The following is a 13,230-nucleotide window of genomic DNA, read 5'->3' on the forward strand; positions in this document are numbered from 1 at the left end:
AGCGTAGAAGGTTCTTGTTAGAATATAGGTATTCAATTTTGAGTGGACAGTCCTTATGAGAATAAGGAGGTTCAAAAGTTAAGTGACGATAGCCTAGGAGATACACCTGTACCCATGCCGAACACAGTAGTTAAGCCCTAGAACGCCTGAAGTAGTTGGGGGTTGCCCCCTGTTAGATACGGTAGTCGCTTAGCGTTTATCCGCCATAGCTCAGTTGGTAGTAGCGCATGACTGTTAATCATGATGTCGTAGGTTCGAGTCCTACTGGCGGAGTAGAGAGAGGTAGGAAGAGTCCTATCTTTTTTTGCATTTTAGAGAAGAGTGTGGTAAGATAGAGACAAGCAAGATATGCGTTGGCACCCTTAGCTCAACTGGATAGAGTACCTGACTACGAATCAGGCGGTTAGAGGTTCGACTCCTCTAGGGTGCATGATGAGAAAAACAATAGGACAAAAATGTCCTGTTGTTTTTTTGTGGTTCTCTTTATACTAGGGATAGTTTAAAAGAAAAGGAGAATCGGGATGTCGTTAGAGACAGGGGAGGTTTTTGAGAAGGTCAAACCTATTATTTTAAAGCTGAAGCGTCATTATTACTTACAGTTGTGGGAGACGGATGACTGGTTACAAGAGGGGCATTTGGTTTTAGTGAAGTTGTTGGAACGTCACCCAGAGTTAGTAGGAGATGAGGCTCGCTTGTATCGGTATTTTAAAACCAAGTTTTCGTCGTATTTGAAAGATGTCTTGCGTCGGCAAGAAAGTCAGAAACGCCAGTTTGACAAGATGGCTTATGAGGAGATAGGGGATGTGGCGCATGCGATTCCAGCTGGCGGGTTATGGTTGGATGATTATGTGGCCTATCGGGAGGTTTTAGTACAAGTGGAGGAGGCCTTAAGTGAAGCGGATCGGAAGCAGTTTCAGGCCTTAGTGAGAGGGGAACGGTTCAAGGGGCGTCAGGCTTTGCTTAGGAAGGTTCGTCCTTACTTTAGTGGGTTTGACCAAGGGTGAGGTTTTGGAGAGATTGGTTGTGGCTAGAGGGGATGCCTCTGGCCTTTTTCTCTGGATGTTGAGTGGGGGTGATAGTCTCAAACTTTTAGAAAAACGAGTAAGTGGGAAAGCTGCTGAAAGAATTTTTAGATTAGTTGATAGTTTTTGAGAGCTTGAGCCAAATTTCAAGTTGAAGTTAGCCAGTTTTAACATTTCTACTGGCGACTTGTAGTTGAAGAGTCGTTTAGGATAATGATTGATCCAATGTTCTGAAAAGGCAACACTTTTCTGAACAATTTTTATAAAGTGCTTTTTAAGCGATAATTCGTTTGGTCATGGGAGTTTGGTAGTTAAGACTACCATGAATGCGATGATAGTTCCACCAGTGGACATAATCTTTCGTTTTGAGAGCTAATTCTTCTAGTGATTGAAAGGTTTCTTGGTTGATAAACTCCAGTTTGAAGGAACGATAGGTACTCTCAGCGACGGCATTGTCATAGGGACAACCAGCCTGACTGAGAGAACGGGTGATTCCAAAAGCTTCAAGCATCTCATCAATCAGCTGATTGTCAAACTCCTTGCCACGATCAGAATGGAACATCTTGACCTTGGTTAGTGCATAAGGGATGCTTTGAATGGCTTGTTTAACGAGCTCCGTAGTCTTGTGCCAGCCAACGGACAATCCTATGATTTGACGATTAAAGAGGTCAATGATGAGACAAACGTAAGCCCAGCGCCTATCCACACGGACGTAAGTCAAGTCGGTCACCAGGGCTTCTAGTGGTCTTTCTTGGTCGAATTGCCTGTCTAGGCGGTTTGGAATAGGAGCTTCGTTCTTCCCTTTAGAATGCGGTTTGAAGGCTGCTTTCTGATAAACGGATACCAAGTGGAGTCTCTCCATGATGCGACGAATCCGACGGCGAGAGAGTATGATGCCGTCCTTTTCTAAGCATTTCTTGATTTTTCTAGCCCCATATCTGGACTTGCTCTCAAAGAAAATATAGGTAATTTTATCCTCGAGATCAGCCTCTGACACAGGATCTACAGCTTGGTAGTAGTAACTTGAGCGCGGGATGTTCAGCCAACGACACATAGCTGAAATGCTGTATTTATCCTTGTTTGCAGTGATTACTTGTCTTTTCGTGCCATAATCACTGCCGCTTGCTTTAGGATATCTAATTGCATTTCGAGTTCTTTATTGCGTTTTCTGAGTTGAATCAGTTCCCGTTGTTCATCTGTCATATTATCAACAGACTTGAAGGAACCCGTTAGTTTGGCTTGTCTGCCCCACTTATCGAAGGTTGAGGGCGTTAACTCATATTCTTTGATAAGCTCACTTCGTTTCATTCCAGCATTGTGGAGGTCAACAATTTGTTGCTTAAAATCATCGGTGAAGTGGCGACGTATTTTTCTAGACATATCTGTTCTCCTGTTTTCTTTAGTGTAGAACACTTTATAAATTCTGTCTAGTTTAGTGTAACCGATTCATTCAATAGCAGCGACTTCTTTAGGGGTCGTTGTTTTGGTACCTTTAGGGAGCCATCTGCGAATCAGGCGATTATGGTTTTCGTTAGTGCCTCTCTCCCATGACGCATAGGGATGGGCATAGTAGATGTCACTTGCTGGAAAGACATCTGATAAGCGAGAAAATTCTGTCCCGTTGTCTGCTGTGATAGAGTTGACGGTGTAGTCTTTTAGAATCCCCGTAAGAGCTTCATTGACGGCTTGAGCAGACTTATCCGGTATTAATCGAATCAGCTGATGACGTGTTTTCCTGTCCGTTAGGGTGAGTAAGCATTGATTTTTAGCCCTCGTCAGAATGACTGTATCAATCTCATAATGCCCAGCTTCAAGACGCTGGTTAATGCTATCTGGGCGTTGTTCAATACTCTTTCCTGCGGGTTTAAAATAAGGACTGGCATGTTTTCTAGCCTGCTTAGCCTTTCTCGGATAAAGCATAGCCTCCTTACCAAGACTTAATTTCCCATGATGAATCCAGTAATAGATGGTAGATACAGGGACTTGAACTCTCTTAGCTTTAACTATCATCTCAGGGGAATAGTTCTGACGCATGTAGTGTTCAATAGCCGCCCTATCTTGCTTACGCTGTCTAATGGGTCTAACAGAACGCTTGCGATTTTCTTGATAGACCAACTGAGCATGTTGAGCAGAATAAACGGCTTCAAACTTTCCTTTACGAACTTGTTGCCTAACCAATTCTCCCTTGATTTCATTATGAATGGTCTGGGGGGCCTTACCTAGTAAGCGAGCAATTTCACGATTAGAGCAACCTTCCAGCTTCCAGCGTTGAATTTGCCGACGCTCATGGATTGTCAATTGTTTGCCTTTTGGTGTATAATAATCTTGCATCTTTTTGAGTTTCCTTGTGTTTGTGGTGAACTACAAGTATACCTCTTAGAGGTGCTTTTTTCATACCTAAAAAGTGGCTAAGTTCATTTTAGAAGTTTTCTTTGAGAGCTTGAGTTAGTTCCCATGATTTTAGTGCGATTTTGAATGCTATTTGAATTGAAATATGGTAAAATAGAAAGTACTAATTATTTTGGAGATGACATGAGTATCGATGATTATAGGCCGACCTATACGGTAGAGGCTGTTTATGATTTAAGGGCAAATGATTTGTTGCGTCAGGGAATTTCAGCTGTTTTAGTGGATTTGGATAATACTTTGATTGCTTGGAATAATCCGGATGGCACGCCAGAGGTTCGTGCTTGGCTGGATGAGATGACAATTGCTGACATTAGTGTTGTAGTAGTGTCAAATAATAATCATGCCCGAGTTGAGCGTGCCGTTTCGCGATTTGGTGTTGACTTTATTAGTCGTGCGATGAAGCCATTTGCTTATGGTATTGATAAGGCGATTGACCGTTATGGTTTTGATCGTGAAGAAGTGATTATGGTTGGTGATCAGTTGATGACTGATATCAGAGCTAGTCATAGAGCTGGAATAAAATCAGTTTTAGTCAAACCACTTGTTGCTTCTGATGCTTGGAATACTAAAATTAACCGCTGGCGTGAACGCCGTGTGATGGCAAAATTAGAAGAGAAATATGGTAAATTATCATATCAAAAAGGAATTTAATGGAAGAATTATTTTGTATAGGCTGTGGTATCCAGATTCAAACTGAAGACAAAGAAAAAGCTGGTTTTACGCCAGCTGCTGCTTTGAAAAAGGGTATGGAAACAGGAGAACTCTATTGTCAGCGCTGCTTTAGATTGAGGCATTATAATGAAATTACAGATGTCCATATTACCGATGATGAATTTTTAAGACTTCTTCACGAAGTGGGTGATAGTGATGCTCTTGTGGTTAATGTGATTGATATTTTTGACTTTAATGGTTCTATTATTCCAGGTCTATCTCGCTTTATTTCTGGTAATGATGTCTTACTGGTTGGGAATAAAAAAGATATTTTGCCAAAGTCTGTTAAGGATGGTAAAGTTACTCAATGGTTGACGGAACGTGCACACGAAGAAGGTCTTCGCCCTTTAGACGTTATGTTAACGAGCGCTCAAAATAAATATGCGATTAAAGACTTGATTGAGCGTATCAATGAGTTACGTAATGGTCGAGATGTTTATGTTGTGGGGGTCACTAATGTTGGTAAATCGACCTTAATTAATGCCATTATTCAAGAAATTACAGGGGATAAAGATGTGATTACGACGTCCCGCTTCCCTGGAACGACCCTTGATAAAATTGAAATCCCACTGGATGACGGTAGCTTCATATTTGATACGCCAGGTATTATTCATCGTCATCAAATGGCTCATTATTTATCCCCTAAAGAGCTAAAAATAGTGAGTCCTAAGAAGGAAATCAAGCCTAAGACGTATCAATTAAACCCAGAACAAACTCTCTTTTTAGGTGGTTTGTCTCGCTTTGACTTTATCAATGGGGAGCGTCAAGGGTTTACAGCTTTTTTTGACAATCAACTAGAATTACATCGTACAAAATTAGCTGGAGCAGATGCTTTTTATGATAAGCATGTTGGAACTTTGTTAACTCCGCCAGGTAAGAAAGAGTTGACAGCATTTCCTAAATTAGTTCGTCATGAATTTACAATTGATCAGAAAATGGATATTGTTTTTTCTGGTCTGGGATGGATTCGTGTTAATGGTCAAAAAGACTCAAAAGCAATAGTTGCTGCATGGGCTCCTGAAGGCGTCGCTGTCATTGTTCGTAAAGCGATTATTTAAAAATAAAAAAAGAAGTTGGAAAAAAATGCTTACAAGTAAACAAAGAGCTTTCTTAAAATCTGAGGCTCATAGCTTAAAACCGATTATACAAATTGGTAAAAATGGATTAAATGACCACATTAAGACTAGTATTCGTCAAGCTTTGGATGCTAGAGAATTGATAAAGGTCACTTTGTTGCAAAATACTGATGAAGATATTCATGAAGTTGCAGAGATTTTAGAAGAAGAAATTGGGTGTGATACGGTTTTGAAAATTGGTCGTATCTTGATTCTCTATAAGGTTTCTGCTAAGAAAGAAAACCGCAAGTTGTCCCCTAAAGTTAAAGCAATTTAGTCCTTTTATTTGTATAGGGGCTGGTCTTATGAGACGAGGACTATTGTCGCGAGAATTTTGGAGAAAGTATGGCATTAGAATTGTTGACGCCTTTTACGAAGGTGGAATTAGAGGAAGAAAAAAAAGAAAGCAACCGCAAACAGATTGGGATTTTAGGAGGGAATTTTAATCCTATTCACAATGCACACCTTGTGGTTGCAGATCAAGTTCGCCAGCAATTAGGATTAGATCAGGTGCTGTTGATGCCTGAATGTAAACCACCGCATGTGGATGCCAAAGAGACTATTGATGAGAAGCATCGTCTTCGCATGTTGGAATTGGCTATTGAAGATGTTGAAGGGCTAGCTATTGAAACCTGTGAACTTGAACGTCAGGGAATCAGCTATACCTATGATACGATGCTTTATTTGACTGAGCAGCATCCTGATGTTGATTTTTATTTTATCATCGGAGCTGATATGGTTGATTATTTGCCAAAGTGGCACCGTATTGATGAATTGGTCAAACTCGTTCAATTTGTTGGGGTTCAACGTCCAAAATATAAAGCTGGAACCTCTTACCCAGTCATTTGGGTAGATCTTCCTTTGATGGATATTTCTTCTAGTATGATTAGAGATTTTATTAAAAAAGGTCGTCAGCCCAATTATCTCTTACCTAAGCGGGTTTTAGACTACATTACTCAAGAAGGTTTGTATCAATGACATATGAAGATTATCTTCCTTATAGCAGGACCGAACTGTTAGCAAAAATTGCAGAGCAGATGAGTCCTAAACGGTTTAAACATGTACTTGGCGTGGAAAAGGCAGCCTTATCCTTGGCAGAGTGTTATGGCTGTAACCCAGACAAAGCAGGGTTAGCAGCTCTTTTACATGATTATGCCAAGGAATGCTCTGACCAGGTTTTTTTAGACTTGATTGACAAGTACCAATTATCTCCAGAATTAGCTAAATGGAATAATAATGTCTGGCATGGTATGGTTGGTATTTATAAGATTCAAGAAGACCTAGGGTTGCAAGATAAAGAGATTTTGCGAGCTATTGAAATTCACACAGTTGGTGCTGCTGAGATGACCTTGCTGGATAAGATCTTATACGTTGCTGATTATATTGAAGAAGGTCGCATCTTTCCTTTGGTTGATGACGCTAGAAAAATCGCGCAGCTTGATTTGGATAAGGCTGTTGCCTATGAAACAGTGAACACTGTCGCCTATTTAGCCTCAAAAGCGCAGCCTATCTTTCCACAGACCTTAGACACATATAATGCGTTTTGCAGTTATTTAAAGGAGAAGTAATTGAAAAAGGCATTGATAACTTGGTAATGATAGGAATGCTCACTAATTATTGTATGGATATGACAGTGAGGGTTGCTTTTGAACTGGGCTATGAGGTGTCAGTGATAGAACATGGTTCAACAACTTTTGACGATGAGGACATTCAGGCTTCACTCCTGATTGACTACCATGAGAGTTTGTGGGATGGTAATTTTGCTCGAGTAGAGCCTTTAGATGTGATTTTAAATGAGGAATAAAATGAAAAAAGAAGAATTATTAGAGATTGTGGTTAAGGCTGCAGATGAAAAGCGGGCTGAAGATATGTTAGCCCTCGATTTAGAAGGTTTAACCAGTTTGACTGATTATTTTGTGATTGCGAGTGCAACAAATAGTCGTCAATTAGAGGCTATTGCGGATAATATTCGGGAAAAGGTAAAAGAGGCTGGTGGAGATGCTAGCCATATTGAAGGTGATAGTCAAGCAGGCTGGGTCTTGCTTGATTTGACCGATGTGGTGGTACATATTTTTTCTGAGGATGAGCGTTACCACTATAATCTTGAAAAATTGTGGCATGAAGCGCCTGCTGTGGCTCTAGATGCCTATTTAGCTTAACGTTACAAAGAGACCTTGTCAATACGACAGGGTTTTTGAGGATGATAATGGAACATAATTATGAAAAATTTGCATCAGTTTATGATGCCGTGATGGACGACTCTTTATATGACTTGTGGACAGATTTTTCACTTCGACATTTACCAAAGTCTAAGGGTCGAAATCGTTTGTTAGAGTTGGCCTGTGGAACTGGTATTCAGTCAGTTCGTTTTGCTCAAGCAGGTTTTGACGTGACTGGTTTAGACTTAAGTCAAGACATGTTGACTATTGCTGAAAAACGGGCTCAGTCTGCTAAAAAGAAAATTGATTTTATTCAAGGCAATATGCTGGATTTATCACAGGTGGGGCAGTTTGATTTTGTCACTTGCTATTCGGATTCCATTTGTTATATGCAAGATGAGCCTGAGGTAGGTGATGTTTTTAAAGAAGTCTATGATGTTTTAGCGGATGATGGCATCTTTATTTTTGATGTACATTCAACCTATCAAACGGATGAGTGTTTCCCTGGTTATTCCTATCATGAGAATGCAGATGATTTTGCAATGGTTTGGGATACCTATGCTGACGAGGCTCCTCACTCTGTTGTTCACGAACTCACTTTCTTTATCCAAGAAGACGATGGACGTTTTTCTCGCTTTGATGAAGTGCATGAGGAACGAACGTATGAGTTATTGACTTATGATATTTTGTTGGAACAAGCAGGGTTCAAGTCATTTAAGGTCTATGCTGATTTTGAAGATAAGGAGCCGACTGAGACTAGCAAGCGTTGGTTTTTTGTGGCGCAAAAGTGAAGATAGACCTGTTTTCATAGACTGGTCATTGACAGGCTTTTAAATCGGTAAATAATCAAGAAGATGAGGATCTTATGACGGTTACAGGTATTATTGCGGAATTTAATCCTTTTCATAATGGGCACAAATACCTCTTGGAGCAAGCGCAGGGCTTAACGGTTGTTGCCATGTCTGGTAATTTTATGCAACGGGGAGAGCCAGCACTTGTGGATAAGTGGACAAGAGCTCAAATGGCATTAGCAAATGGAGCTGACCTAGTGGTTGAGCTCCCTTTTCTGGTTTCTGTGCAATCTGCCGATTATTTTGCTCAAGGGGCTGTGGCTATTTTGGAAAAACTAGGCATTGATCAGTTAATGTTTGGTACAGAAGACTATTTAGATTATCAAAGCTTGGCGACTATTTATGAGGCAAAAGCAGAGCAGATGGCAGCCTATGTGGCTGACTTACCAGAGTATCTGTCTTATCCACAAAAAACACAACATATGTGGCAGGCATTTGCAGACGTATCGTTTACGGGTGACAAACCTAATCATATTTTAGCCTTGGCTTATACGAAGGCTTGTGCAGGTAAAGGCATTGCTCTGACTCCAATTAAGCGTCAAGGTGCGGGTTATCATTCTAAAAATAAGTCACATCAGTTTGCTTCTGCCACAGCTATTCGTAAACACCTTTCGGACAAAGCATTTGTGGATAAGTCTGTTCCTGACGCTAGCTTATTATTAACTTCTCCACAGGTTTCTTGGGATAACTATTTCCAATTGTTGACTTATCAAATTCTTACTCATGCGGACTTAACACAAATTGTTCAGGTTAATGAAGAGTTGGCAAATAGAATCAGCGCAGCAATTCGGACTGTAGAGACAATAGACGAACTGATTGATCAAGTAGCGACCAAACGTTATACAAAGGCGCGTGTACGGCGCGTGCTGACTTATATTTTGGTCAATGCCATGGAAACTTCACTACCTGAAGCAGTACATGTTTTGGGATTCTCTGATAAGGGGCGTGTCCATCTGAAGTCACTCAAACAACGTGTCTCTATCGTTTCTCGGATTGGATCAGAGCCTTGGGATGCTTTAACCCAACAAGCGGATGCGATTTACCAGCTAGGCAATCCAGCTATGGCAGAACAAACTTGGGGACGCTGGCCAATAATGCGAACAGAAAAATAAAATCATTCTTGACCCTCACGTTAGGTCATAGCTTATACTGTTTGTTAAGGTGAGACTGAGAATACTAGTAACTCAGTATCACCTTGCTGAGGAGGAAGTGGTTTGAAGACGGTAAAAGAAGTTAGTCAGTTAGTTGGACTGAGTGTGCGTACCTTGCATTATTATGACGAGATTGATTTGTTAAAACCAACTTTAGTTGGGGATAATGGCTATCGCTTTTATGATGATTATGCGCTAGCACAGCTTCAAGATATTCTACTGTTTCGCGAATTGGACTTTCCTTTGAAGACCATAAAAACATTACTGTATAGTCCGGCTTATGTTCAAGGAGCAGCTCTTGCTGATCAGATTAGATTACTGGAAATGCGTCAACAGCATTTGCAAGAACTTATCCAGCATGCTAGGGCTTTACAAGAAGGAGGAGAACAAATGGGATTTAAGGCTTACGACCATTCTCATATTCAAGCCTTTGAAGAAGAGGTGAAGGAACGTTGGGGAAAAACAGATGCTTATGTGGCTTATGCGACTAAAACTGCTATGAGGCCAGAGCAATTATGGCAAGACATGCGAGAAATCTTTAGGGGCTTTGGAGATATCAAGGATCAAACTGTATCTAGTCAGGCAGCTCAAAAACAGGTAGCCAAATTACAAGACTGTATTAGCCAGAATCTTTATCCTTGTGAAATGGAGATATTAGAAAGTCTAGGGCTTATGTACGTTAGTGATCAGCGTTTCAAAGAGACAATAGATCAGATGGTAGGTATTGGGACAGCTACTTTTGTTAGTCGTGCCATTAGTCACTATTGTCAATCCTAAAAACTGGTTCTTTATTTGTTAGGCAAAATCTTGCTATGGATCATCATTACCAAAGGAGACATCTTAATACTCCTTTGGTTTTTTGTTTAGCCATAATGGGACTAATCATTGAAAAGAGGGTTTCTATGAACTCCTACGAACTTGAGGAAGCTCCCTAATGTAAGCAGGCAGTATTGTCGTCAAAATTAAGGAGGAAAGATGATACCGTTTGTTCTTATGTTTAATAGTAACAGGAATTAAGGTGAGAAAAAAGAAAGAAAAACTTGCTATTCCTGAGATTTACCTAATAAACTAGTGACAAGTCTTTGTTTTAGCGATATACTTAACTAGTAAAAAATTAACTAGTTAATAGTTTGAATATGATTTTTTAAAGGAGTATAATCATTAACAATGAAACCAAGAAAACGTTTATTATGTTTAATGGGCTTGTCTTGACCTGCCAGCTAAGTTTACCGCTTGTCAGTCACAGGTCAAAACAGATAAGGCAGCAGAACCTAAAAAGCATCACACTCATAAAAAGAGTAAGAAAACAAGTGCTGTTAGGAGTAAGAAAAATGATAAGAAAACCGGCGTTGCTGGGATTGATAAGCCAACAGATGATGGTTTTTTATTGACAGATGAATCACAAACTGAAAGTAAAACGGCAACAGGAATTATCGTGAAACATGATGGTCATAGCCATTTTTTCTTCTATTCTGATTTAAAAGGAAGTAAGTGGGATTATTTAATTCCTAAAGGCTATAAAGATACTTCGCGCCAAGAAACGACCTCAGCGGCAACATCAAAAGCAAGCACAACAGGTCATCACGGGGATGCACATGCTTCAGATGGTTATGTCTTTAATCCTAATGATATTGTGTCAGAAGATGTTAACGGCTATACGGTTCGTCATGGAGATCACTATCACTATATCTGGAAAAAGGATTTGGTAGTGACTGCTCGTCCAACAGTCCAGCAAGGACCTCAGCAATCACCATCAACAAATAGCTCTTCTGCTCATCATAAGGATAACAAGCAATCAAATGGTTCTGAGAATGGTAACCACCATGACAATATTGGTTCTCAGCATAACCATGTGGATCCATTAGGGGCCTATAGGGTTAATGCAGAAGGAAAGAAAGAATTTTCTGGAATTCACTATGCAACAAGTGATGATTTCTTATTTGATGGTAAGCACATTATCGGAAACACAGCGGATGGTCTGCTAGTGGCTCATAATGGTCGTAAAGAAGATGTTCATCTTGTTCCTTATGCACAATTAGTGGACAGCAAATGGGCACATTTGATTCCAGAAGACAAGCGTCAGCAGGCTGAAAAACATTATCATGGAGAAGCTGATGAAACTCCTAAAACATCTGAAAAAGGACAGGTGATGACAGGTGAAGATTTTGTCAATCAGGCCAAAGACCTTGATCCAAAGTTACAACGGATTATTTTAGACAAAATAGAACGTGTTTTCCGTACCAATGCTGGGCGCTCAAAAGAAGAATTGTTGCCATTAATCAAGATTGATTTGGAAAATAATCTTTTCACCTACCCGCACGATGATCATAGTCACATGGAACCCATTGATGCTTCTAAGCCATTCGGTAACGGGGATAAGATTTATGATTTTGTTGATTACAATCTTCCAGGTAAGCCAGAATTGGAAAAACACGATGTGATTGGACCAATTTTCACAAATACCAATAGTTCTCGTGATTTAGACAAGAAAAAACTCTTAGAAACTCACCCAGAATTAAAAGAGCAAATTCTAGATATTAATAGTTTTTACACCTTGAGTTTCTTAGCGCAAGATAGTGGTGGTCAAGAAGGTTACATCAAACAGCCAGGCTCTCTTCGTGTTGGAAGTCAAGAAACTCAAGCTGTTACCTATCTCATCAAAAAAGGGCAAACGATTAACAACTTGAAAATAGAGGTACCAACTCCTCTAGCTAAGGAGCAGTATTTCTTTAAAAAATGGTCCAGTCAGTTGCCAACAGATGGTAAACTAGAGAAAGATTTGGTTCTTACAGCAGCCCTTCCGTCATGATAAACATAAAAATACCCAGGCTTTCTTTACCGGAGACCCTAAAGATTTAGATGTGAATATTGGGGATTATTCCGTCGTGAATTTCACAACGCTAAATCATGGGAAATTAAACTATAAAGGTAACTCACTTGCAGGCTTTAGTTTCCGAGTCCGTAATGATTTAACATGGAAGAGTGTTCTAGATAGTGGTTTCATTTTCCCGACACCTGTTCCAAATGATGATAATATCGAATTTATTCGTTGGGGAGGATCAGTAGATTTTCCGGAAGGAGCAGCTGTCAATAATAAAGTCGAGGCAAGTATTTTCTTGGCTAAATTTGGTCTAAAACGTCCAATTATTGGGGCATATGTTCCAAGTGATGCTAAGAATCCGACTAAGACTGATGATCCAAAACGTTTGCACCCGAATAGTGTGACAGATCCTTATGATGAATCAAAATATATGACCATTGTGATCGATGCAGGTGAACACGCAACATTGCGGACACATTCTACGGAGAGTAGTCAATTAGCGTTTGTAGTGCGTCAAGGAACAACATGGGATGAATTTGCGAAAACTTTGGTAAATGTAGCAGTGATTCCTGAAAAAGGCTATGTTTATAAAGGACACGATTTAGCCCTTTCAAAAGGCTCTGACAAGGTTCAGCCTGGTGTTTATAAGGAAATAGTGGTTGAACAGGTGTCTGATAAGGACAAAAAACCATCTCAGGACAACTGGTTGGATGAATTCACAAAAGCTGAAGAGAAAGATACTCCAGAAAAAACAGATGGAGCTAAACCAGGGAAGGAAGCAGAGGCTGAAAAACCAGTAGGACCTAAATCAGAAACTAATAGTCCAGAAAAAGCTGATAAAGAACCTCAAAATGCAACTCCTATTAGTCCATCAACTGATCAGGAAAAACCTAACAAATGGCACTTAGGGGATGATGAGCCAGTATCTGGGGAACCTCCGCCATTACCTCCTGTATCTGAAGAAGACGGAGATGACTTATTGCCTTAACTC

General features: G+C 40.1%; 14 protein-coding genes, 2 tRNA genes, 1 rRNA gene and 2 pseudogenes. 16 read left to right on the forward strand and 3 right to left on the reverse strand.

The window, feature by feature from the left end:
• The first annotated feature begins 78 nt into the window (after window positions 1–78).
• The 4 genes from rrf (at window position 79) to FQT67_RS01875 (ending at window position 1,004) form a co-directional block, all read left to right on the forward strand.
• Window positions 79–194: ribosomal RNA gene (rrf, locus tag FQT67_RS01860) — 5S ribosomal RNA — on the forward strand.
• Window positions 195–199: 5 nt separating this feature from the next.
• A tRNA-Asn gene (locus tag FQT67_RS01865) sits at window positions 200–273 on the forward strand.
• Window positions 274–356: 83 nt separating this feature from the next.
• Window positions 357–430 (forward strand) — tRNA-Arg (locus FQT67_RS01870).
• A 91-nt stretch (window positions 431–521) separates the two neighbouring features.
• Entirely contained in the window at window positions 522–1,004 is a 483-nt protein-coding gene (locus FQT67_RS01875; protein WP_003057148.1) for a sigma-70 family RNA polymerase sigma factor, read from the forward strand.
• Here the strand turns inward: FQT67_RS01875 and FQT67_RS01880 are convergent.
• The 3 genes and pseudogenes from FQT67_RS01880 to FQT67_RS01890 all read right to left on the reverse strand — a co-directional run.
• Window positions 921–1,271 (reverse strand): annotated as a pseudogene (locus FQT67_RS01880) (IS30 family transposase); the annotation flags it as partial. The gene FQT67_RS01875 and the pseudogene FQT67_RS01880 overlap by 84 nt on opposite strands.
• A gap of 25 nt (window positions 1,272–1,296) precedes the next feature.
• Window positions 1,297–2,402 (reverse strand): IS3 family transposase gene (locus tag FQT67_RS01885; RefSeq protein WP_115256753.1). Its coding sequence is split into 2 segments (ribosomal slippage): window positions 1,297–2,126 and window positions 2,126–2,402, totalling 1,107 coding nucleotides; the frame shifts between segments, so codons are not numbered across the junction.
• A 69-nt stretch (window positions 2,403–2,471) separates the two neighbouring features.
• Window positions 2,472–3,353, reverse strand: a pseudogene (locus tag FQT67_RS01890) (IS30 family transposase); the annotation flags it as partial.
• 201 nt (window positions 3,354–3,554) lie between these two features.
• Here FQT67_RS01890 and FQT67_RS01895 point away from each other — a divergent pair.
• From FQT67_RS01895 to FQT67_RS01950, 12 genes are all read left to right on the forward strand, one after another.
• The gene (locus FQT67_RS01895) at window positions 3,555–4,082 is read left to right on the forward strand and encodes a YqeG family HAD IIIA-type phosphatase (protein ID WP_015057333.1); all 528 of its coding nucleotides are present in this window, start codon (window positions 3,555–3,557) and stop codon (window positions 4,080–4,082) included.
• On the forward strand, window positions 4,082–5,200 hold the full coding sequence (yqeH, locus tag FQT67_RS01900; protein ID WP_002985994.1) for a ribosome biogenesis GTPase YqeH: 1,119 nt from the start codon (window positions 4,082–4,084) through the stop codon (window positions 5,198–5,200). Before FQT67_RS01895 ends, yqeH begins: the two co-directional genes overlap by 1 nt.
• A gap of 25 nt (window positions 5,201–5,225) precedes the next feature.
• Complete coding sequence (gene yhbY, locus FQT67_RS01905; RefSeq protein ID WP_003059820.1) at window positions 5,226–5,534, forward strand: ribosome assembly RNA-binding protein YhbY; 309 nt, start codon at window positions 5,226–5,228, stop codon at window positions 5,532–5,534.
• A 68-nt stretch (window positions 5,535–5,602) separates the two neighbouring features.
• A complete protein-coding gene (locus FQT67_RS01910; RefSeq protein WP_002991091.1) occupies window positions 5,603–6,235 on the forward strand; it encodes a nicotinate-nucleotide adenylyltransferase in 633 nt (210 codons plus the stop codon).
• Complete coding sequence (gene yqeK, locus FQT67_RS01915; protein ID WP_003061317.1) at window positions 6,232–6,825, forward strand: bis(5'-nucleosyl)-tetraphosphatase (symmetrical) YqeK; 594 nt, start codon at window positions 6,232–6,234, stop codon at window positions 6,823–6,825. The genes FQT67_RS01910 and yqeK overlap by 4 nt, the downstream gene beginning before the upstream one ends.
• Window positions 6,801–7,061, forward strand: coding sequence for an isochorismatase family protein (locus FQT67_RS01920; protein WP_011528257.1), 261 nt, complete (start codon window positions 6,801–6,803; stop codon window positions 7,059–7,061). The genes yqeK and FQT67_RS01920 overlap by 25 nt, the downstream gene beginning before the upstream one ends.
• Before the next feature lies 1 nt (window position 7,062).
• Window positions 7,063–7,416: a ribosome silencing factor gene (gene rsfS / locus FQT67_RS01925; RefSeq protein ID WP_003049699.1), complete on the forward strand. Its 354-nt coding sequence runs from the start codon at window positions 7,063–7,065 to the stop codon at window positions 7,414–7,416.
• Between the two features lie 47 nt (window positions 7,417–7,463).
• Window positions 7,464–8,207 (forward strand): class I SAM-dependent methyltransferase, encoded by a 744-nt coding sequence (locus FQT67_RS01930; RefSeq protein WP_046176997.1) that lies wholly within the window; start codon window positions 7,464–7,466, stop codon window positions 8,205–8,207.
• Between the two features lie 74 nt (window positions 8,208–8,281).
• Complete coding sequence (locus FQT67_RS01935; protein ID WP_003055741.1) at window positions 8,282–9,379, forward strand: nucleotidyltransferase; 1,098 nt, start codon at window positions 8,282–8,284, stop codon at window positions 9,377–9,379.
• 102 nt (window positions 9,380–9,481) lie between these two features.
• Window positions 9,482–10,195: a MerR family transcriptional regulator gene (locus FQT67_RS01940; RefSeq protein ID WP_046176996.1), complete on the forward strand. Its 714-nt coding sequence runs from the start codon at window positions 9,482–9,484 to the stop codon at window positions 10,193–10,195.
• 610 nt (window positions 10,196–10,805) lie between these two features.
• Window positions 10,806–12,227 (forward strand): pneumococcal-type histidine triad protein, encoded by a 1,422-nt coding sequence (locus FQT67_RS01945; RefSeq protein WP_046176995.1) that lies wholly within the window; start codon window positions 10,806–10,808, stop codon window positions 12,225–12,227.
• 76 nt (window positions 12,228–12,303) lie between these two features.
• Window positions 12,304–13,227, forward strand: coding sequence for a Muscle M-line assembly protein unc-89 (locus FQT67_RS01950; RefSeq protein WP_172601557.1), 924 nt, complete (start codon window positions 12,304–12,306; stop codon window positions 13,225–13,227).
• Window positions 13,228–13,230 lie beyond the last annotated feature (3 nt).

It is taken from the genome of Streptococcus sp. NCTC 11567 (assembly GCF_902141215.1).
In the GTDB taxonomy this organism is placed as follows: domain Bacteria; phylum Bacillota; class Bacilli; order Lactobacillales; family Streptococcaceae; genus Streptococcus; species Streptococcus dysgalactiae.